Source organism: Sulfurimonas sp. (assembly GCF_041563035.1).
Lineage (GTDB): Bacteria > Campylobacterota > Campylobacteria > Campylobacterales > Sulfurimonadaceae > Sulfurimonas.
In genome coordinates, this window is record NZ_JBFFNS010000011.1 from 26,103 (window position 1) to 46,286 (window position 20,184).

The 20,184-nt window shown below is 34.3% G+C and carries 23 protein-coding genes; 17 read left to right on the top strand and 6 right to left on the bottom strand.

All coding sequences use genetic code 11. The features are described from left to right. Positions 1-41 precede the first annotated feature (41 nt). Both ABZC13_RS08480 and ABZC13_RS08485 read right to left on the bottom strand, forming a co-directional pair. Positions 42-962 carry a CoA ester lyase gene (locus ABZC13_RS08480; RefSeq protein ID WP_373002390.1) on the bottom strand — a complete coding sequence of 307 codons (921 nt, stop codon included), beginning with the start codon at positions 960-962 and terminating at the stop codon, positions 42-44. Further along, positions 952-1,296 (bottom strand): cytochrome c, encoded by a 345-nt coding sequence (locus ABZC13_RS08485; protein WP_373002394.1) that lies wholly within the window; start codon positions 1,294-1,296, stop codon positions 952-954. The genes ABZC13_RS08480 and ABZC13_RS08485 overlap by 11 nt, the downstream gene beginning before the upstream one ends. Before the next feature lie 152 nt (positions 1,297-1,448). Here ABZC13_RS08485 and ABZC13_RS08490 point away from each other — a divergent pair, with 152 nt between their 5' ends. From ABZC13_RS08490 to trpB, 11 genes are all read left to right on the top strand, one after another. After that, entirely contained in the window at positions 1,449-4,820 is a 3,372-nt protein-coding gene (locus ABZC13_RS08490) for a caspase family protein (protein ID WP_373002397.1), read from the top strand. An 80-nt stretch (positions 4,821-4,900) separates the two neighbouring features. Further along, positions 4,901-5,248, top strand: a complete 348-nt coding sequence (locus tag ABZC13_RS08495; protein ID WP_373002400.1) for a hypothetical protein — start codon at positions 4,901-4,903, stop codon at positions 5,246-5,248. 121 nt (positions 5,249-5,369) lie between these two features. Continuing rightward, the gene (locus ABZC13_RS08500) at positions 5,370-5,525 is read left to right on the top strand and encodes a hypothetical protein (protein WP_373002402.1); all 156 of its coding nucleotides are present in this window, start codon (positions 5,370-5,372) and stop codon (positions 5,523-5,525) included. Positions 5,526-5,648: 123 nt separating this feature from the next. Beyond that, a complete protein-coding gene (locus ABZC13_RS08505) occupies positions 5,649-5,810 on the top strand; it encodes a hypothetical protein (protein ID WP_373002405.1) in 162 nt (53 codons plus the stop codon). A gap of 68 nt (positions 5,811-5,878) precedes the next feature. Then, positions 5,879-6,751, top strand: coding sequence for a bifunctional methylenetetrahydrofolate dehydrogenase/methenyltetrahydrofolate cyclohydrolase FolD (gene folD / locus ABZC13_RS08510; RefSeq protein WP_373002408.1), 873 nt, complete (start codon positions 5,879-5,881; stop codon positions 6,749-6,751). Then, the gene (lepB, locus tag ABZC13_RS08515; RefSeq protein ID WP_373002411.1) at positions 6,751-7,560 is read left to right on the top strand and encodes a signal peptidase I; all 810 of its coding nucleotides are present in this window, start codon (positions 6,751-6,753) and stop codon (positions 7,558-7,560) included. Before folD ends, lepB begins: the two co-directional genes overlap by 1 nt. Continuing rightward, positions 7,547-8,221 carry a site-2 protease family protein gene (locus ABZC13_RS08520; RefSeq protein WP_373002414.1) on the top strand — a complete coding sequence of 225 codons (675 nt, stop codon included), beginning with the start codon at positions 7,547-7,549 and terminating at the stop codon, positions 8,219-8,221. The genes lepB and ABZC13_RS08520 overlap by 14 nt, the downstream gene beginning before the upstream one ends. 10 nt (positions 8,222-8,231) lie before the next feature. After that, positions 8,232-8,669: a ribose 5-phosphate isomerase B gene (gene rpiB, locus ABZC13_RS08525; protein WP_373002417.1), complete on the top strand. Its 438-nt coding sequence runs from the start codon at positions 8,232-8,234 to the stop codon at positions 8,667-8,669. A 139-nt stretch (positions 8,670-8,808) separates the two neighbouring features. Then, entirely contained in the window at positions 8,809-9,141 is a 333-nt protein-coding gene (locus ABZC13_RS08530) for a hypothetical protein (RefSeq protein ID WP_373002420.1), read from the top strand. Between the two features lie 17 nt (positions 9,142-9,158). Then, on the top strand, positions 9,159-9,707 hold the full coding sequence (locus tag ABZC13_RS08535; RefSeq protein ID WP_373002423.1) for an adenine phosphoribosyltransferase: 549 nt from the start codon (positions 9,159-9,161) through the stop codon (positions 9,705-9,707). Beyond that, a complete protein-coding gene (gene trpB / locus ABZC13_RS08540) occupies positions 9,707-10,906 on the top strand; it encodes a tryptophan synthase subunit beta (RefSeq protein ID WP_373002426.1) in 1,200 nt (399 codons plus the stop codon). Before ABZC13_RS08535 ends, trpB begins: the two co-directional genes overlap by 1 nt. A 25-nt stretch (positions 10,907-10,931) precedes the next feature. Here the strand turns inward: trpB and ABZC13_RS08545 are convergent, their stop codons facing one another. Next, positions 10,932-11,501, bottom strand: a complete 570-nt coding sequence (locus tag ABZC13_RS08545) for a class I SAM-dependent methyltransferase (RefSeq protein ID WP_373002429.1) — start codon at positions 11,499-11,501, stop codon at positions 10,932-10,934. A 100-nt stretch (positions 11,502-11,601) separates the two neighbouring features. Between ABZC13_RS08545 and ABZC13_RS08550 the strand changes: the two genes are divergently transcribed. The 6 genes from ABZC13_RS08550 to ABZC13_RS08575 all read left to right on the top strand — a co-directional run bounded on the left by ABZC13_RS08550 (position 11,602) and on the right by ABZC13_RS08575 (position 16,080). Next, a complete protein-coding gene (locus ABZC13_RS08550; protein WP_373002431.1) occupies positions 11,602-11,964 on the top strand; it encodes a hypothetical protein in 363 nt (120 codons plus the stop codon). Between the two features lie 52 nt (positions 11,965-12,016). Next, the gene (locus tag ABZC13_RS08555; RefSeq protein ID WP_373002433.1) at positions 12,017-12,613 is read left to right on the top strand and encodes an STAS/SEC14 domain-containing protein; all 597 of its coding nucleotides are present in this window, start codon (positions 12,017-12,019) and stop codon (positions 12,611-12,613) included. Next, the gene (locus ABZC13_RS08560) at positions 12,588-13,235 is read left to right on the top strand and encodes a hemolysin III family protein (RefSeq protein ID WP_373002435.1); all 648 of its coding nucleotides are present in this window, start codon (positions 12,588-12,590) and stop codon (positions 13,233-13,235) included. Before ABZC13_RS08555 ends, ABZC13_RS08560 begins: the two co-directional genes overlap by 26 nt. 65 nt (positions 13,236-13,300) lie before the next feature. After that, positions 13,301-14,713 (top strand): leucyl aminopeptidase, encoded by a 1,413-nt coding sequence (locus ABZC13_RS08565; RefSeq protein ID WP_373002437.1) that lies wholly within the window; start codon positions 13,301-13,303, stop codon positions 14,711-14,713. Then, entirely contained in the window at positions 14,710-15,591 is an 882-nt protein-coding gene (locus ABZC13_RS08570; RefSeq protein WP_373002439.1) for a DMT family transporter, read from the top strand. The genes ABZC13_RS08565 and ABZC13_RS08570 overlap by 4 nt, the downstream gene beginning before the upstream one ends. Next, positions 15,592-16,080, top strand: coding sequence for a ribonuclease HI (locus ABZC13_RS08575; protein WP_373002441.1), 489 nt, complete (start codon positions 15,592-15,594; stop codon positions 16,078-16,080). It abuts the gene before it with no gap. Here ABZC13_RS08575 and ABZC13_RS08580 read toward each other — a convergent pair. Genes ABZC13_RS08580 through ABZC13_RS08590 form a run of 3 tightly spaced genes read right to left on the bottom strand, consistent with a single transcriptional unit; the run spans position 16,049 to position 20,071 of the window. After that, positions 16,049-17,977, bottom strand: coding sequence for a putative bifunctional diguanylate cyclase/phosphodiesterase (locus tag ABZC13_RS08580; protein ID WP_373002443.1), 1,929 nt, complete (start codon positions 17,975-17,977; stop codon positions 16,049-16,051). The genes ABZC13_RS08575 and ABZC13_RS08580 overlap by 32 nt on opposite strands. Beyond that, on the bottom strand, positions 17,977-18,567 hold the full coding sequence (locus ABZC13_RS08585; RefSeq protein ID WP_373002445.1) for an SCO family protein: 591 nt from the start codon (positions 18,565-18,567) through the stop codon (positions 17,977-17,979). Before ABZC13_RS08585 ends, ABZC13_RS08580 begins: the two co-directional genes overlap by 1 nt. Further along, the gene (locus ABZC13_RS08590; protein WP_373002447.1) at positions 18,557-20,071 is read right to left on the bottom strand and encodes an ABC transporter substrate-binding protein; all 1,515 of its coding nucleotides are present in this window, start codon (positions 20,069-20,071) and stop codon (positions 18,557-18,559) included. The genes ABZC13_RS08585 and ABZC13_RS08590 overlap by 11 nt, the downstream gene beginning before the upstream one ends. Positions 20,072-20,184 lie beyond the last annotated feature (113 nt).

The window sequence follows — 20,184 nt, forward strand, 5'->3', positions numbered from 1 at the left end:
TAGTCCTTTTTTTATAAAATTCTAGTTAAATAATTTTGATATTAGTTAATATTCAAAAGTGCTAAAGCGCCCTTATATATGGGTTCATCAATAAATCCATACTCTTCATCCACAAAACCTGTCACTCCGGTTTCTCTGTGCATCTCAAAGAGTTTCACTATGACTTGTGCTCTTTTTATTTGATCTTCTTCATCAACAAACTTTTCATTTGTAAGTCGCACTTGATCTGGAGAAATACACCCTTTTGCATCATAACCCATACTCTTTTCAAGATCTATCCAAAGAGAGAACTCATCTAAGTTTTTAAACTCTTGGTAAACAAAAGATACAGGTTTTACTCTCATTGCTTTTGATGTAATCAAGAAATGAGAAAGCATATAAAGCATAGTAGGATTGTTTAGGTTTATAAGGCTTTGGGATAGTTTCATATCTGCAAAAAGATCCAAGATACCAAGATAAAAAGTAGTAACTCTAAGATTACCTTTTAGCGTTGCTAAGTTATGCCAAGCTTCCGATGTTTCAATAGAGAGATGCAGCTCTATCTCTTCATTTAATAACGCTAGCACATTATCAACTTCTTTTTTGTTTTTAATCTTTGGAACTCTTATAGCGTCCGGCATAAACTGGTTTAGATATGTTATTTCTTCATATCCACCATCATCGAGAGCATTTACACGAACAACAAGCTTTTTACTGCACTCTGTGTGTTTAGTTAAGAATATAGCACACAAAACAAGTGCGAAATGCTTATCTTCTTTACTAACACCATCTTCAAGATTTAACATAATACAGTCAGCATCTAGCTGTTCTATCTTGGTTAAGTGCTTTATATTGTTACATGAGAGCATTAAAACAGATCGAAAATCATTTCGTTTGTTAAGAACTCTAAAAGTCGGCTCAGCCAATGCATCCAGAGTAACAAGATCTCTATCGGCATATGCTTTTTCTATTTTATTCATCATCCAAAGAGCCTTTATTTTCTTGAAGATAAAGATAAAGTGCCTGAACCTCTTTTTTTGTTAAGAAGTATCTAGGCATCCCATTTTTTCTTTTATCAAGTGCTTTATAAAAAGTGTTAAAGTCCAGCCTATTTATAGCCGGTCCTTCAAATGTTTTTTTCTTTTTTTTATGAATATAGCTTGCAACAAGTTTACCCTCACCTTTTTCACCGTGACAATGATGACAACCTATTCCTCTAGGGTTTTTATAGAGTTGAGATGCGTATTCAAGCGGAGTTATAAACGATGTAGCTCCAAAGAGGAAATAAGGAAAAGCAAAAAGCAAAAAAAATCTCATAAAATGACCTTCTAGATATATGATGATATAATAACAAAAAAATAATTTATGAGCTTTAAATCATTAATTTACTATATGTATAGACCGCTAATAAGAATTTTTTTTATTCTATTTAGATAATATGTATAGATTGCACTAATAGAGGAAGCAGTATGTTTAAAAAACTAGTTAGTTTAGCCTTTTCAATTATCTTTATTTCTTATTTTAATCAAATCCAAACAGAAGCTGTAGCTTTTAGTATATCTAATATATTTGGTAGTACAGATACTACAAAAGTGATTGACTATAGTGATCCAGACTTTAAAGTAACTAAGCCCTACGTATCAATCAATCATAGTTTTAATATAGAAAAAGTAATTATTACTCCTGATGGCAAATATGCCTTATCAGCTGGCGGTGATAATGATATAAAATTATGGGATATAAAAACTGGTAAAAACATTCGCACATTCGTTGGCCATACTAGGTCTATTATATCTATCCAGATTATATCAAATGGTAGACATATACTCTCAGGTAGCTACGATAGTACGATGAAACTGTGGGATATTAGAACTGGAAAGCTTATCAAAACATTTAATGGGCACAGTAGAGTCTTAACAGGAATATCAGTTATGAAAGATGATACATATGCTTTCTCAGTAGGTGCTTCATATATTAATAAAAAACTTCAAGGTGAAGTTATATATTGGAACCTAAAAACAGGTAAAGAACTAAGGAAATACAATATAAGTCTAGAGGGTTTAAACAACGTTCAGATAGATGCAAATGACAAATACTTTTTTGTAAATGCTCCAGGTCATAAAATAAAGATGGTTAATATTGAAACAGGTGAAGAAAGCAAAATTTTTAGTGGTCATACAAACCATATAGGCTATATTAAAATATTTAATGACAACAAACAACTCCTAACAGGAAGCTCTGACGGTAGTATAAAAATATGGGATATAGATAATGCTGAAGCAGTGCAGACACTAGAAGGTCATAAAAGTAGAATTACTGATATGGTTTTACTAAAAGACAATGAAGAGCTTCTATCACTATCTATTGATGGTATTATATTATGGGATTTAGAAAGTGGTAAACAAATAAAAGAGTTTAAACGAGATAGTGGGGAATATGGACATTGTTTAGCTTTATACCCAAATGAAAACTATGCCCTTTTGGGAGTAAATGAAAAACTATATAAGCTAGATATAAATAATGATACAAACTATGGAAAAGAACTCAATATAGCTATGGTTAACCCAGTTATAGTTCGTTCAGTGGCATTTAGCCCAGATAATAGATCTGTTATTGTCAGCAATAGATCTGTTTTTGGCAGGGATCATAAACAAAAATATGCTGGATTAGTTTACACTATGAATCCTGGTCTTTTTGGGAATATAAAAAAATATAAAGATTTACAGGGTGAAGTCTTAATAACAAAAGACATGAAGTATATTCTATCAACTTCTCTGTACAAAATACTTCTATCAGATATAAAATCAGGAAAAAAAATAAAAGAATTCATAGGTCATACAAATAGTATTACCTCAATCACCACTAACTCAGATGGAAGATATCTTATTTCAGCGAGTGATGATATGACTATAAAACTGTGGGATATTAAGTCTGGTAAGCTTATTGATAGTTTTATTGTAGATACTAAAAAAGATTCATCTTCCATAGATACACTTAAAATCTCTTCTGATGATAAATATTTAGTATCTGTAAGTTCGGACAAAAATATAAAGCTATGGGATATTAAAGCAGCTAAAGAAATAAACACTCGCATCTATGGGCACAACATAAGGTCCATAGATATTACAACAGATAACAAATATGTAATAGTTGCAGGTTGGAACAATAATATAGATATTCTAGATTTGAAAACATTTAAATTTATCAAATCATTCAAAGGTCATACAAACTATCTATATCATATACAAATATCTAGTGATCATAAGTATCTTTTTTCAGCAAGCGATGACAGAACAATCAAGCAGTGGGATATTCAATCAGGTGAATTAATTAAAACATTCAAAGGTCACCCTTCTGGAGTTAAAGGTTTTGACTTAAGTGGTAATGGAGAGTACCTTGTCTCATATGACAAAGGTGGTGTTATAAAATACTGGAGTATAAAAGAAGCTAAAGAGCTGTTGTCCATAATCTCTTTTGAAGATGGTAGTTCTGTAAGCATAACTCCTGAAGGTTACTTTGATACAACTGCTGGTGGAACTAAGCATTTAAATATACTAACAAACACGATGGAAATCTCCACAATAGACCAGTACTACGAAATATTTTATAGACCTGATATAGTTAGCGAAAGTATAAGTGGCATAAATGAAAATTTTAACTATGCATATAAAGAATCATCTTTAGAGTTAAAAGCCAAACCAATCATAAAAACTGTAAAAGCTAAATCAGAACAAGTGCCTAGATTAAAAATAAGTGAAATTAAGCCAGCACCAAAAGTAGCAATCATAAATACCAAAGAGAATATAGACAAAGAAGAGCTAAAAGTAACTCTTAAAATAACTCCAAACTCCGGGGGTATAGGTCAGATAAGACTTTATCTAGACGATGTACTGATTAAAACAGATGGTGATCGTGGACTTAAAAAAACACAAGACAAAAACATCGTGCTTAAAACTTATACTATAAAACTAACAAAGGGAAAACATAGTATAAAAGCCATAGTCTATAATGAACAAAACACTATGGCATCTAGTGAAGAAAGCTTGGCTGTAATATCTACTTATGACCCTATAATAAAGCCAAATATATATGCAGTTGTAGTTGGTATAAATGAATATAAGAATCCATCTATAGCTCTAAAATACGCAGTAGATGACGCAAAACTTTTCGCAAAAACTATTAAACAAAGGACTAAGCATCTATATGGTGAAGTTGATATAAGGCTACTCACTTCAAGAGATGCAACCTCAAAAGAAAATATAACCAAAGCACTTAAAGATATGCAAAACATATCTCCAAATGATTTATTTATCTTTTTTGTCGCTAGTCATGGGATGATTGAAGAGGCAAGATATCATATGATAACGTCAAATGTAGGGGCATTATCTAGTCGTGGAATAAAGAAAGAGGCTATCAATCAAGAGACACTTCGTGACCTAATAGCAAATATACCGACAACTAAAAAGTTTATCATTTTAGATACTTGCAACTCAGGAAAATTAGGGAAAACTCTTGAGGTGGCATTTCTTACACGTGGACTTACAGAGACAACTGCCATGAAAGTTTTAAGTCGTGCAGTAGGTTCTACTATTATTTCCGCTTCATCGTCTTCTCAAGAGGCACTAGAGGGCTACAATGGACATGGTTTACTAACGTATGTGCTCGCTGATGGACTAAACGGCAAGGCAGATGCCGACAACGATGGATATATAAAAACATTAGAGATTGCAAACTTCATAGAAGACAGAGTCCCTGAGATAGCAGAAAAAGTGTTTAAACGTGCTCAATACCCGTACATATCACCTCTTGGTCAAGGCTTTCCATTAGTAAAAATAAAATAAATTAATTATAATCTTAATATGAAAAAATACTTTTATCCATACTACATCCTTTACTATTTTTAGGCTGTACAACAAGACCAGTGGCTCTTCCAGAAGCTCACGCTCAAATACTTCCTTGGGATGCTATAGATTTAGACATAGATTCTAAAAATAAATGCTCCATAAAAAACTCTCTTGGAACTATTTTAATTCAAAAAGCTAATAGATACAACGAAAGTAACGGCAAAGTTCCTTTTGATATTTTAACTCCTTCAGGTGGTGGCTCACGTGGTACATTTAAAACAGGTCTTCTTGTTGGCTGGACAAAAAAAGGCGATATTCCAAACTTTGACATAGTTACTGGAATCTCTACTTGTGCAGTAATGGCTCCCTTTATATTTTTAGGTGAAGATGATCTAAAAAAAGTAGAGTATTTCTACACAAATTAAAAAGACTTTTGACAAAGCATTTTTAAACAAAGTAGCACAGGAACATAAAAAAAGAAAGACGCCTATCTATCTCCCACCCCAATACATGAAAGTTTAAGCTGATGAAAAAAACTACTACCAGATGCACATAGACTGTGGCATCTACTCACAAGTTTTTACGATTGACCTACTGGTTAACTGGGGAGATGTATTAAACTTTAAAAATACAGATAACAAGAACTTTGACGTAACTCTTCATACAGTAGCAAACAGAAAGTACAGACAAAGATATATATAAACCTGCTGAACAAGCTCCTTTTAGCATTATAGAAGCTTATGTATTAACAGAAATGGACTTACTCTTTGACAGAAGCGTTTACAGACTCTACAGTAGTTGCAAAAAAAAGGTTTTGAATTCAAAATGGCGACCATCCATGAGAAGATGGAAAATGTAGTAATTGATCCTACTGAATTTAACTCAAAAAATATGACACAACTCTACAATATAGGTTGTCAGATTGGAAAACATCATATCAACCGGAAAGAAAAAATCTCCTTTGATGAGTACGATAATAACAGATAGATAGCGCCTAAAGCACCTTATTATAATTTGATGGGTATAATAATAAAAAAATTATTTATGAGGTTTAAATGCAAATACTAGATGGTAGGGCACTCTCAAAAAAAATAGAAGAAAAAGTCACACAAGAAGTTAAAGATTTAAAGTTAACATGCGGGTGCACACCTGGTTTAGCTGTTGTTTTGGTTGGTCAAGACCCAGCAAGTTCTGCATATGTAAATATGAAGAAAAAAGCTTGTGATAGAGTTGGTTTTTACTCTATTACTCACGATATGCCTGAAAGTATCTCACAAGAAGCTATTGAAAAAACAATTGTGATGATGAATAATGACTCAAATATCGACGGTATATTAATTCAACTTCCCCTGCCGGCACATATTGACACGACTAAACTCTTAGAACTTGTAGCTCCAGAAAAAGATGTTGACGGTTTTCATCCATATAATGTTGGTCGCTTAGTTACTAATCTTGATGGTTTTGTTCCTTGTACTCCACTTGGAGTTATGGAACTTTTACGTGAGTATGACATAGATGTAAAAGGTAAAAACTGTGTAGTTGTCGGTGCTTCAAATATAGTTGGAAAACCTATGGCTGCCCTACTTCTAAATGCAGACGCTACGGTTGAGATATGTCATATATTTACAGATGATTTGAAAAAACACACTTTAAATGCAGATGTTGTTCTAGTAGGTGTTGGTGTTATCAACCTAATAACAGAAGATATGGTTAAAGATGATGTTGTAGTTATCGACATTGGAGTAAGCAGAACCAAAGAAGGTAAACTTGTAGGTGATGTAGACTTCCAAAACGTAAGTAAAAAAAGCTCATACATCACTCCAAGCCCAGGTGGTGTTGGTCCAATGACAATTGCTATGCTTCTTAGTAACACTCTTAAGGCTGCAAAAATAAACGCAGCAAAACTTTCTCAGCAAAGTGAATCTTAATGAAAGAAGTTATACACAAAGCTTATAGATTTTCAAACTCTTGGACGGGAACTATCATCATAGTTCTTTTTGTTATATTTTTTATCGCTCAAGCATTTAGAATCCCGTCAGGCTCGATGAAAGACACACTTCTTATAGGTGACCATTTATTTGCTAAAAAGTTTGCTTACGGTATCTCTATGCCTCACATCCCTTTTATTGAGATGTCTATCATGCCGTGGAGTGACAAACTTCGTTTGCTTGATGGAGACACTCCAGAGCGTGGAGACATTGTTATATTTAGATACCCCGGTAACCCTAAACAGCACTTCGTAAAAAGATGTGTTGCACTTCCAGGTGATGAGTTATTTGTATCAGAGAAGAACTTATTTGTTCATCATAATGAAGGTGACGAGTGGATAAAAGAGAACTTCAAAGGTTTTGAGATCATAGTCTTCGCTGGAAAACTATGGGTTAAAAACCCTTATATGAAAGCTCATCCTGGCATCCACCACGATGAGAAGATAACAAACAATGGCAGATATCCAATGGCACTGTTCTACTTTGCTCCTATAAAAGTAGACGAAGGCAACTACTTTATGATGGGGGACAACAGAGACCACTCAAACGACAGTCGTTTTTGGGGCGCTGTCCCTTATGACAATATCGAAGGAACTCCTTGGTTTGTATACTTCTCAGTAACTGATGACTGGGAGATAAGATGGGATAGAATGGGTAAAACTCCTACAGATCTAGAATCAGCTCCACATCTTGACTTAGCAAGAAAAGAGAGACTTAAAATAGACAAAGATGACCATGGAATCTATTGATTTACTAAAAATATTAGCAGCAGTACTTGCGCTTGCAGTAGCTATCATAGGGCATGAGATCATGCATGGATGGGTTGCATATATGTATGGTGACACAACTGCTAAAAATGCTGGAAGATTATCTGTAAACCCACTTATACATGTTGACTTAGTAGGTACTATTATAGTTCCTGCAACTATGTACTTTCTTCCTATTCTTTTAGGTGGAGACAGCGGATTTTTATTTGGTTGGGCTAAGCCTGTGCCTATAAATACTGCTACAGTTATTAGAAGCGGTGGGTACAACGCGGCTATGCAAGTTGACCTTGCAGGAATCGTTTACAACTTTACCATGGCTACTTTAGCATCTGTAGCTGTAGTCGCAATGGCTCAGCCTACAACTGCTGACAGTTTAGTTTATGTCTTTGCATATATGTTTGTGTTTCAGCTTTTAATCATAAATGTTGTTTTAGGAGTATTCAACTTACTTCCTATTCCTCAGTTTGATGGAGCACACTTTTTGATGCATCTAGCTCTAAAGTACAGAGTAAATGCAGTTGCAGAGTTCTTTTACAAAAATGAAAGATACGGAATTATCGTTGTTTTAATCATTCTTATGACACCACTTAAAGACTACCTGCTATTTATGCCGGTACAAGCTATTTTACAACTATTAACATAAAGGACAAATATTGAAGTTTTATATTGCTACAGACCATGCGGGAATCGATTTAAAGGACTATACGGTTGAATTACTAAAAGAAAAAGGTCACGAAGTCATCGACCTAGGTCCTTTTTCAAAGGATAGAGTTGATTATCCTGATTACGCAGTAAAAGTTTCAAAAGCTGTGCTAGGTGATGCATCTGCGCAGGGAATACTTATTTGTGGTTCAGGTATTGGTATGAGTATGGCAGCAAACCGTCACACAGGGATCAGAGCTGCTCTTTGTCACGATGCTTACACTGCGATGGTAGCAAGAGGTCACAACGATGCGAACATTTTATGTTTTGGTGAGAGAATCGTTGGAAAAGGTGTAGCTGAGTCTATACTTGATTCTTGGATTGCATCTAGTTTTGATGGTGGAAGACACTGTGGTCGTGTTGATAAGATCGAAGCGATTAATGCGTAAATTTAGAATCACTAGTTCTGAGAGCTTCCTGCTGAAGGAAATTCAGCGTTAGCGTAGGCTTTGGAATTACTTCCAAAGCCGTACAAAAGGGAATGAAAAGGTTCCCTTAAATTTATGAAATAAATTAAAGGAAAAGCTCATGTTTTGGGAATGGTCACTTTTAACAATATTATCAATTTTATCTGTTTATCTTTTTGTCAAGATGTACTACTTCAAAAGTATTACAAACAAAGAGCAAAGAGGTAATGACCTGATGAAGCTAACGCTTCAAGAGGCAGAGATACTAATAAGAAAGTATCAGATACAACTACAACGCGCACTTGGTAATGTTGATATCCTAAGTGAAGAGCTTACTAAACTTAGAAATGAGTTAAAAGTCTTAAAACAGAGAAACACTAAACACAGACAAGAGACTGATCGTCTAAATGGTAAAATCAAAGCACTTGAGGGTCGTATAGACGCTCTACTATAAAAAAGGGGAAATATATTATGACACTTAGTAAAACAGAAAGAAGAATAATCGAAGAATCAATTAGGGACATCAAAGATTTCCCCAAACCTGGAATAGTTTTTAAAGATATTACTACGCTTTTAAACGACCAAGAAGCTTATGGCGTACTAATGAACCACCTATACCAAAGGTATAAAGAGTATAACTTAGACTATATCGCTGGTATAGATGCTAGAGGTTTTATCTTCGGTGCAGCTCTTGCTCAGATGCTAGGTCTTGGTTTTGTTCCTATTCGTAAAAAAGGGAAACTTCCATATACGACTATAAGTGAAAAATACTCACTAGAGTATGGTGTAGATGAAGTTGAAGTTCATATAGATGCATTTAGTGCAATCCCTAATGCAAGAGTTCTAATTATTGATGATCTTATAGCTACAGGCGGGACTGCAAACGCTGCTGCTACACTTGTAAACCAAACTGGTGCTCAATGTATTGAAGCTTGTTTTATTATCGGTCTCAGTTTCTTAGACGGTATAAAAGTACTAGAAGAGAAAACTGATGTTTACTCTCTTATAGAGGTTAAATAATGTATATTCCTTCGGCTTCAAAATTCGATCCAGATGAAAATGGACACTTCGGCATTTTTGGTGGGCGTTATGTTCCTGAAACACTTATGCCTGCACTTCTACAGCTAAAAGAAGAGTATGAAGAAATTCGTTTTGACAAAGATTTCTGGAAAGAAGTTCACTACTATCTGACCGACTATGTTGGTCGCCCTTCTCCACTCTACTATGCTGAAAATATTTCTAAAGAGCTTGGTGCTAAAGTCTACCTGAAACGTGAAGACCTTAACCATACAGGTGCGCACAAGGTAAACAATGTTATTGCTCAAGGTCTTATGGCCAAAAGACTAGGTTACTCAAAAATCATAGCTGAGACTGGTGCGGGACAACACGGCGTTGCTACTGCAACAATATGTGCTCTTCTAGGTTTAGAGTGTGAAGTGTTTATGGGTGCTAAAGATGCTGAACGTCAAGAGCTTAATGTTTTTCGCATGAAACTTCTTGGTGCTAAAGTAAATGCTGTTGAGAGTGGTTCCAGAACTTTAAAAGATGCTATGAATGAAGCTATCCGTCACTGGGTAACAAATGCTAGAGATACTTTCTACATCATCGGAACTGTTGCTGGTCCGCATCCATACCCAATGATGGTTAGAGACTTTCAAGCTATTATCGGTTGGGAAGCAAGAGCGCAGATACTAGAGAAAGAAGGAAGACTTCCTGATCATGTTATAGCATGTATCGGTGGTGGTTCTAATGCTATCGGAATGTTTCAACACTTTTTGGAAGATGCAGAGGTTGAGTGTATCGGTATAGAAGCCGGTGGACTTGGCGTAGAGACAGACAAACATGGATGTTCTTTAGAAAAGGGTCGTCCTGGTGTTTTACATGGTCAGATGAGCTACACACTTCAAGATGAAGATGGACAGATAATAGAAGCTCACTCTATATCAGCCGGGCTAGACTACCCTGGAATAGGACCTGAACACTCTTTTCACAATGACAATAAATCTGTGACATACGACAATGCAACAGACCAAGAAGCTCTAGATGCATTTGTATGGCTATCACAAAAAGAGGGTATCATCCCGGCATTTGAAAGTGCTCACGCAGTAGCACATCTTAAAAAGATGAAAAACATAAAAGATAAAATAATCATCGTAAATCTATCAGGTCGCGGTGACAAAGATATGATTCAAGCTAAAGATATACTTCACTTCGATTAAAATCCATCCTTTTTCAGGGTGGTACTTATAAATTAGCACTCACAGTATAACGCCACTTATGCTTGCTTACCTCTACTCTAAAACCATAACCTTCCAACATCTTTTTCAGTGCATCTACTTCATAAAAATGTCCCGGTTCACCAAGTAGTTTTTCCATAGTGCATATTGCTTTTCCTCTAAATGTACCTAAATCAAAATCATAGATAAAAAGTTTTCCATCTTTCTTTAAAACTCGTACAACTTCTTTCATAGCTGCATCTGGATCATAAAAGTGATGCAGTGATTCTCCCATGAGTATGGCTTCAAAACTATCATCTTCAAATGGAAGTGCTTCTGCAGTTCCTACATGTACTTCTGCGTAGTTTGGTGCATACTTCAACATTCCCTCTGCCGGGTCAATCGCTACATATTTAAGCTTAGAGTTGCGTCTATGAGCGAACTCACTCATCACACCTGTCCCTGCACCGACATCAAGTACAGATGCCTCGTTATGGAGTGGTTCCAAAAATATGCATAGTTCATCAAGTACTTCTTTTGGATATATAACAGAACCAAAGTGTTTAAAAAAGTATCCTAAATAGTTAAAAGGTATCATGCTATATTTTCCTTTAGATTGTTAATATTATAACCAAGATATATTTTGTTAGTTTAAAGTTTAGCAACTATATAATTCACTATATAAACATCTAGCATCTGTGAAACTAAAAATCGCAGAACTCTCAGATATAGACCAAGTACTAGAACTACACTACAAGTACCAAGTAGATTCCATAGATGAGGAAGATAAAAAAGACGGTTTTGTAACGACTCCTTTTACAAAAGAGCAACTTACCGACTTAATAAGTAAAGATCAGGGTCTGTTTATCGCTATAAAGGACAAAAAGGTCTTAGCCTATGTTATTGGGGCTGCATCTTGGCAGTTTTGGTCTATATGGCCAATGTTTAAGTATATGATAAAAGACTTGCACAACTTAGAGTACTTAGGTCAAACACTAAGCATAGACAAAATAATAAGAGGAAGTGGAGCTTTAGAGGAAATATTTGACTTCACAATTTAAATACACTGTTTAGGTACAATATAAACATAAATAATTTACATAGGAGTATATTATGGGTATTGTAGAGCACGGTATTTCAATAGGTATAAACAGAGTAAATGACTTTTTTTTCATGAAGATAAAGATAAATGGAACTCTGACACATGAAGATTACGAGAGAATGATTCCTATGCTTAAAAGCTCCATAGAAGGGGCAAGAGAGCCTGATGTCAGAATTCTTATAGATGCAACCGAGTTTAATGGTTGGGAGCTAAGAGCTGCTTGGGATGACTTTAAATTTGGCATGGAATTTAGGCAGATTTTCAGTAAAATAGCTATAGTTGGAACAAGCAGTATAGAAAAATACGCTGCAAAAATTGGAAGCTGGTTTATGAATGGAGATATGAAGTTTTTCGAATCTCTTGACAATGCCTATGAATGGTTAAACAAAGAAGAAGTTATACCAACAACTGCTGTGCAAAAAGATCTGCACGCTAGAAAAGAAGATATAAGAGATGAGCTTGAATCACTTTTCAAATCTAATCTGAAGATAGTTGACTGGAATGTACCGGAACCTGATGACCAAGATGCGTCTGAGATCATAGTAAGTATTTTAGAAGAAAAACTCCAAGAGATAAAAGCTGATGTCAAGGACGGAAAATATAAATAACTTTTCACTTATTGAGGAAATATGGCACGCTATCTCTCACGGATTTGGCTTAGCGTTAAGCGTAGCAGGACTTGCCATATTGGTCTCATTTGCGACTATAGGAGGTTCGTCCGTAGCTATAACAAGCAGTGCAATATTTGGAACGACACTTATCTTGATGTATGGTTCATCTACCCTATACCATGCTATTACGCATAAAGAAGCAAAAGAGTTATTTCAAAAATTTGATCATGCATCTATATGTATCCTGATAGCAGGAAGCTACACTCCTATCACTCTTGTTTCCCTTGCCGGACCGTGGGGCTATTCCATTGCATCTGCTATTTGGGCGACTGCTTTTTTTGGCATCTATATGAAGTTTATCTATCCAAACCGTTTTGAAAAGCTATCTCTTTTTTTATATCTAATCATGGGTTGGAGTATTATAGTTGCAATAGGTCCTCTTAGCGAGTCTATGGAAAGTGGAGGCATATATCTTCTCGTTGCAGGCGGTTTGTCTTATACATTGGGAGTATTTTTCTACATAAATGATCACAAGAATTTTTATCACGCCATCTGGCATCTATTTGTGCTTGGAGGAAGTATTTTTCATTTCTTTATGACATTGTTTTACATCATATAAATAAACTCTATTTTATACTCTTTTAGATACCATCTCTCAAAATAACTTAACAACATGGATACTTTATGAACATTCAACTATTAAACAAAAATATTTCTGATATCAAAGCAGATATAACAGTAGAGTTTTTAACTCCAGACGCTTTAGCAGAGCATACAGAGCTTAGAATGCTAAACCAAGCTGGCTTCAAAGCAGAGCAAGACTCTACTTGTTTTTTACATGAGAAAGGCCTACTGTTTTGTGGAACAGATAGTAAAAAAAGTGACGACATTAGAAGTGCTACCGTAAGTATGGTTAAAGCACTCAAATCTTCAAACTATGAGAGTGCGGCATTTAGCGTTATTAAAAACAACTCTCTTACTGCCATGGTCGAGGGTGTAGTTCTGGGCGGATATGAGTTCAACGAGTATAAATCAAAGCCAAAAGAGATAACGCTAAAAGATATCTCTCTTGCATCTAATGAGCTTGATTATGATGAACTAAAAACAACTTTTAATGAAGCAATTATCATTGCTAATGCTACATGTTACACTCGTGACATAGTTAACAAAGCTCCTCAAGAATTAAACCCTGAGACTTTTGCTATCTTAGCAAAGAAACTAGCTGATACAAACTCACTAGAGTGTAATATACTTGCAGAAGAAGAGCTTAAAAAAGAAAATATGGGAGCTATGCTTGCTGTTGGTCGTGCTTCTATCCACGAGAGTCAACTCATACACCTAGCGTACAAACCTAAAAACCCTAAAAAAGTCATCTCTCTTGTAGGAAAAGGACTTACTTATGATAGTGGTGGTCTTAGTCTTAAACCTGCAGCAAATATGGTAACAATGAAAATGGATAAAGCTGGTGCCTGTGCAGTTCTTGGGATAATAAAAGCAGCTAGTGAATTAAAACTAGATGTTGAGATTCATGCATTTATCGGTGCAGTTGAGAATATGGTCGGTGGAAATGCTTATAAACCTGATGATGTACTAATATCAAGAAGTGGAACTACTATTGAAGTTAGAAACACAGATGCTGAGGGTCGTTTAGTTTTAGCAGATGTTCTGACTTATGCTCAAGAGACTGTAAAAGCTGATGGAATCTTTGACTTTGCTACTCTTACGGGTGCTTGTATGATTGCTCTTGGTCAGTACACTACAGGAATGATGGGACACTCTCATAAGCTTAAACATGACTTCTCTAAAGTTGGCAGTTCTTCTGGAGAATTAATCGGCTCACTGCCATTTAACAGACATCTTAAAAAACTTCTAAAGAGTGAAATAGCAGATATATCTAACGTAGCTTCGAAACCTTTTGGCGGTGCTATTACAGCCGGTATGTTTTTAGATAAGTTCATTAAAGATGAGAACAAAAACAAATGGATGCACTTTGATATAGCCGGTTCAGCTTATACTGAATCAGCATGGGACTGTAATGTTTATGGAGGAACTGGAGCTGGTGTGCGCTTTATGAGTGAGTACTTAAAAAATATATGACAAAAGAGCGCGAAGGCGAACTTTTAATGATAGGACTCTCCATTTTGGAGAGTTGGTTTCCCATACTTTCCATAGTAGCCATCTCACATATAGGTGCGCTACATACTTACGCTTTTTCTCTGTTTATATCATTGTTCTTTTTTCTAGTCTTGATGGTCAAGAAAAATCTTTTTTCAGAACTAAAGAATAGAAATGCTTACAAAGACCTGCTTCTTACGAGTTTTTGGATCACAACACTCTTTGCCTTAGTTTTTATAGGTATGCAGTTCACAACAGCCGGAAACATGTCAGTTATCATATTTACACAACTCTTCTTCTCATACCTTTACTTCAATGTATTTGGAAAAGAAAAAATGGACTTCATTCATAGTATTGGAGCTTTTATTATGGGCATAGGGGCGATAATTATACTTATTCCGGATGATTTAACTTTTAACAAAGGTGATCTTATAATCCTTGTAGCTGCGGTCTTAGCGCCAATTGCAAATCTCTACTCTAAACGTGCGAGAGTGCATTGTTCGTCTGAGACAATACTAGGCTTCAGGACAATTACTGCACTCCCAGTTATAGCTCTTCTAGCTTGGATAATAGAACCAGGAATAAGCCTAGAAGGTTTAGAGAAAGCTCTACCCTATGTGCTACTCATAGGATTAGTTATATTTGGCATCTCAAAGATTTTATGGATGGAAGCACTTCATCGCATCTCTATCACAAAGATCAGTGCAATGATTGCTTTAGTACCGCCTATGACGCTCTTATTTGCTTTTATGTATTTAGATGAAGTACCAGAGCTTCGTCAAATGCTAGGAATAATTCCTGTACTTATTGGTGGATATCTGCTAACAAAACCAATCAAAAACACAAAAGTTTCTATGTAGATGCAAAAAACAACTCTTTACTTATTTACAGATGGTAGTGTCAATCCTCAGAAAAAGCTTGGCTTTGGCGCTTACTTACTTCTAGATGAAGCTGAATTACTCTCTACGACATTACATAAAGGCGATGTCATAACTAAAAGGTTTGAGGATACTAGCTCTTCTAAACTTGAATTAGAAGCTATGCTTTGGGCACTAGGTGAAATAAGACTTGAAAACAGTAAGCTTGTTGTTTTTACAGATTGTCAAAATATTATAGGACTAAAAGATAGACGAGAGAGATTTGAGAAAAATAACTATAGAAGCAAGAAAAAAGCTCTAATAAGCAACCATGCATTATACAAGGAGTTTTATATACTTACGGATGCTATAGAGTGTGAATTTATAAAAGTCAAAGGACACAAAAAGAGTGAAGAAAAAAATATGATAGATAATATCTTCACTCTAGTAGACAAAGCGGCTAGAGATTCTCTTCGCGAAGCAGCTTTATAAACTCTTCCTCAGGCATTGGTTTTGCAAAGTAGTACCCTTGAATAATATCACAGCCCTGCTCTCTTAGATAGTCGTATTGGAACTCATTCTCTACGCCCTCCGCTACAACATCTAATCCCAGACTTTTCCCCATAGCCAAGATTGTGCTTAATAGTATTTCATCATTTTTACCATCTTCATTTATGTCATCAACAAAACTCTTATCTATTTTTAGAGTGTCAATAGGAAACTTTTTAAGATATGAAAGCGATGAGTAACCTGTGCCAAAATCATCTATATAGATAGAAACACCTAGATTTTTTATCTCTTGAAGTGTTGATAAAGTCTTTTTTATATGCTGGATCATTATACTTTCTGTTATCTCTATTCCAAGTTGTTTTGGGTTTACACCGTTTTTAGAGAGTTCATCTTTTAAATCATGATACAAATCAGTATTTTGAAACTGCCTAGTCGATATGTTTATAGATACTTTTAAATCGTTATGACCTAAATCGCTAAAGCGTCTTATAGCCATGCTGCTCTCTTGTATAACAAACTTACCAAGGCTCAACATAAAACCTGTATTTTCAGCAATAGGAATAAAAACATCTGGTCCGATGAGTCCTTTTTCATGATGAATCCATCTGAGCAATGCTTCTGCACCGATAATCTTTTTACTCTTTACATCCACTTTTGGTTGATAGTACAGTTTAAACTCATTATCATAAAATGCTCTTTGCATATCATTGATGATGTCGACTTCGTTATGAATTTTTTTGTTTAGAGATTGAGTAAAAAAGCTAAAGTTATCTCGTCCATCTGCTTTAGCATTGTACATTGCAATATCCGCGTACTTCATAAGTTCTCTAATGCTAGAAGAATCATCAGGAAAGATAGAAACACCAATACTTGATGATAGTCTCAATGAATAACCTTTTATCAGAAGCTCTTTCCTGAACTCAGTAAGTAGGTTAATGATAATCGGTAAGAGTTCATCATCATGCTCAAAATCAGAGACTACAATAATAAACTCATCACCACCGATTCTAGTAATCAAATCATTCTTGTTGACATTATTTCTTAAAATGTTTGCCACTGTTTGCAGTAGAGCATCTCCAACATCATGACCAAGCGTATCATTGATATTTTTAAAGTGATCTAGATCTAAAAAGATAATTGCAAATTTTTTAGAGTGTTCATCCGCATACTGCTTAACTTTTTCTATCTGCTGGTTTAAGTATAGTCTATTTGGCAGACCTGTAAGAGAATCGTGAAGGGAGGTGTGTCTCAACTCTTTGTTCAACTCAGATACTTTGTTTCTAGCAATATTAAGATCAACATTATGTTCTCTTTGAAGCCTTATAAGATAACCTAAAACAAGAAATTCACTTACAACAAAGATAGCATGAAGTAAAACTATATCAAAGCCACAACCATAGTTAAAAACCATCACAGGCATATCAAAGAGAGAGACTTCATAAAGTTGAAGGTAGTTAAATACTATATGATGAAAAGTCGTTGTCAATGCAGCAGCAAGAAGAGGAAATATGTCTTTATAAAGAGTTAATATAGCCATAGTTATAAATACATGAAAGTGCATCTCTATTCGACCTAAATACTGTTGAATAAATATGACTGAAAATAGCATCATGGCGATAGCTATGAAATATCTATAAAAATTGTCACCCTTCAAAAACGGGTAAAGAATCATAATAGGTACAACAATAAGTCCTCCACCAAAGAAGCCATAGTAGTATGTGTCATAAAGAATAGATGTTATAAAAGTAGCAATAAACCACTGAAGAAGTAAAAGACCTATCATTACTTTATCTGCTTGAATATTGAGAAGTTTAAAACTCCCATTTGCAAAGACAGGTATCCTCGGGTACGTAAAAACATAATTAAGTATAGTATTCATCATAGATCCTCATCTTTTTTTGCTTCTAGTTGTTTTATATCTTCAATGATTTTTTCTTTATTTAACGGATGTATGGAATACATGCTTTTTAAAATTTGTAAATCCGATGTATTTTGGACAAGATATAAAAAATCAGTATGATCTACTTTTGTTTTATCAGCTATACTTCTTGAAAAAAACAGTCCAAAAGTTCTATCTATATCAAGAGTCTCTCTTCTTGAAAGATAGACACCTTTAAACGCAGGATTGAAAAACTTTGCAAACAGGTCAGGCTGATGCTCTTCCACTTCTGATGTAAGATTTACAAACACAACATCCACATCTTCTCTCACAGTTTTAAATACCTCAGACTCATATAGAGAGTTTAATCTCTCAAGCAGTGGCGTACAGACATCTGTGCACCCGACATAGCCAAAGAAAAGAAGAACAAATTTTTTATCACTTTTTATATAACTGGCTTCTATCTTCTTACTGATATCTATCTTTCCCTTAGTATTAGATACAAAGATAAAAGACTGCAAAAATGGAACACTCAAGAAAAATACAAAGAGCGCAATAATAGTCAGTGTTTTGTATGTTTTATTTTTCAATTTTAACTATTCCCAATATAAGAGATGCTGTATGATTAATATACTCAGTATAAATCTTATGCGTGACATTTAAAACAGCCTTATTTGAAGTAACAAAACGATGACTAAATGTTATTGATTTTTTTGATTTTTTTACTTCAGACATATTCTCACCAAAAAGTTTTTTATCATTTGAATGGATAAAGTAGGTAAGTACATTGGGGTCATCTTTATATATGTTGTTATCAATACCTAAAAATGAGAGTAACTCTTTTGAAACATAGAGCTCATCTTTAATAGTATCTAACCTCCAGTAAGCCATATCATCAAAAGATAGAAGATTATTTATAAATTGATCTTTTGCATATAGTTTTGATTTTAGATTTTCCAGTCTTGACATCTTTTTAGCTTGTCGTTTATACTTTTTTCTCTCTATTGCAAACAAGGCTACTACACCAAAAAACAATACTATAAATACGACTGTAAAGATATTTAAAAACATTGATTTTTTACTATCTATTGAATCACCGTTATGGTCAACTAAAGTAGAATCTCTTGCAATATACTCAGAGAGTATTATTCTTGAGTCAATTAACTCTTTTGCATTAAAAAAATATTCGTTAGAACCTTTTTCAATAGAGCTGATATTTTCTAAAGACCTTTTTTGTAAATATTCTAAGACTAGATTAGCCGCTCCACCACCTTGAGAAGCCCCACTTGTCATATATCCGCCAACAACGCCTCTATGCATATATGCATCTTCCATGCTTAGTATTATCAAGTTTCGATTTTGTCTTATAACGTCAATAGACTCTTTTGGTAAAAGTGTATTATCTTTAGCATCTTTAAAGTTTCCAATAGTAGTTAAAATAACAAAACTTCTTGGTTTCGTTGGAAGTTTATCTTTGACATTAGTAATATATTCATCACTTAAATAGTGAAAATTAAGATTTGTAAATTCACTAAGATGGGATTCAAATTCTTTTTTTATTGAATTATAAGTATTTGAATCATCTCCAATCAAATATATCTCCCTTGTTTGAGGAGAAAACTGCTTTATTAGCTCTATATTAGGCTTTATTTCTTTCAATTCATAAATACCGACAAAAGTATCTTTTGGCAATTCCTTTTGCATATCAAAGTTATTAATTCCAGAAAAAAACACCGGTATCTTTGTATTAGTTTTAAATATTTTTTTGTAGTTAGAAAAGATAAAAGTAAGAGCATTATCGTCTGTAACGTATATTAAATCAGGGCTTAGTTCAGAATATTTCATTTTTAAATACTCAAGAAAAGATTCTTGATATGTTTTCGTGAACTTTAATCTTTTTGTATCTAAATATTCAGTAAAGAATTCAAACTCTTGATTAGAATCTTTTAAAGTCTTCACAAATGAATCATGCTGTTTTTTGGTCCATTCATACTCTTGTGAATATGAATGCAGAATAAGTATAGAACTCTTATCTGACGCATTTAGTGAGAAAGTAACACTTAGAATTAATAATAACTTGGTAAATAATCTCAATATATAGTTGCCTTGTATAGTTTTATTATAATCATTTATTTTACTATATCTATAATAAAATCACGTTTATATCACATTTTTCTTTGAAGTTTTTTTTTGTTATAATATTTCGT

Bases quoted from the DNA above. Each gene is read 5' to 3' on its own strand.
- lepB (WP_373002411.1), top strand. From the start codon at position 6,751: ATGAAAGAAGTTATACACAAAGCTTATAGATTTTCAAACTCTTGGACG.
- ABZC13_RS08520 (WP_373002414.1), top strand. From the start codon at position 7,547: ATGGAATCTATTGATTTACTAAAAATATTAGCAGCAGTACTTGCGCTT.
- trpB (WP_373002426.1), top strand. From the start codon at position 9,707: ATGTATATTCCTTCGGCTTCAAAATTCGATCCAGATGAAAATGGACAC.
- ABZC13_RS08490 (WP_373002397.1), top strand. From the start codon at position 1,449: ATGTTTAAAAAACTAGTTAGTTTAGCCTTTTCAATTATCTTTATTTCT.
- ABZC13_RS08565 (WP_373002437.1), top strand. From the start codon at position 13,301: ATGAACATTCAACTATTAAACAAAAATATTTCTGATATCAAAGCAGAT.
- ABZC13_RS08570 (WP_373002439.1), top strand. From the start codon at position 14,710: ATGACAAAAGAGCGCGAAGGCGAACTTTTAATGATAGGACTCTCCATT.
- ABZC13_RS08480 (WP_373002390.1), bottom strand. From the start codon at position 962: ATGATGAATAAAATAGAAAAAGCATATGCCGATAGAGATCTTGTTACT.
- ABZC13_RS08505 (WP_373002405.1), top strand. From the start codon at position 5,649: ATGGCGACCATCCATGAGAAGATGGAAAATGTAGTAATTGATCCTACT.
- ABZC13_RS08500 (WP_373002402.1), top strand. From the start codon at position 5,370: ATGCACATAGACTGTGGCATCTACTCACAAGTTTTTACGATTGACCTA.
- ABZC13_RS08560 (WP_373002435.1), top strand. From the start codon at position 12,588: ATGTCAAGGACGGAAAATATAAATAACTTTTCACTTATTGAGGAAATA.
- ABZC13_RS08485 (WP_373002394.1), bottom strand. From the start codon at position 1,296: ATGAGATTTTTTTTGCTTTTTGCTTTTCCTTATTTCCTCTTTGGAGCT.
- ABZC13_RS08555 (WP_373002433.1), top strand. From the start codon at position 12,017: ATGGGTATTGTAGAGCACGGTATTTCAATAGGTATAAACAGAGTAAAT.
- ABZC13_RS08530 (WP_373002420.1), top strand. From the start codon at position 8,809: ATGTTTTGGGAATGGTCACTTTTAACAATATTATCAATTTTATCTGTT.
- ABZC13_RS08535 (WP_373002423.1), top strand. From the start codon at position 9,159: ATGACACTTAGTAAAACAGAAAGAAGAATAATCGAAGAATCAATTAGG.
- folD (WP_373002408.1), top strand. From the start codon at position 5,879: ATGCAAATACTAGATGGTAGGGCACTCTCAAAAAAAATAGAAGAAAAA.
- ABZC13_RS08545 (WP_373002429.1), bottom strand. From the start codon at position 11,501: ATGATACCTTTTAACTATTTAGGATACTTTTTTAAACACTTTGGTTCT.
- ABZC13_RS08575 (WP_373002441.1), top strand. From the start codon at position 15,592: ATGCAAAAAACAACTCTTTACTTATTTACAGATGGTAGTGTCAATCCT.
- ABZC13_RS08580 (WP_373002443.1), bottom strand. From the start codon at position 17,977: ATGAATACTATACTTAATTATGTTTTTACGTACCCGAGGATACCTGTC.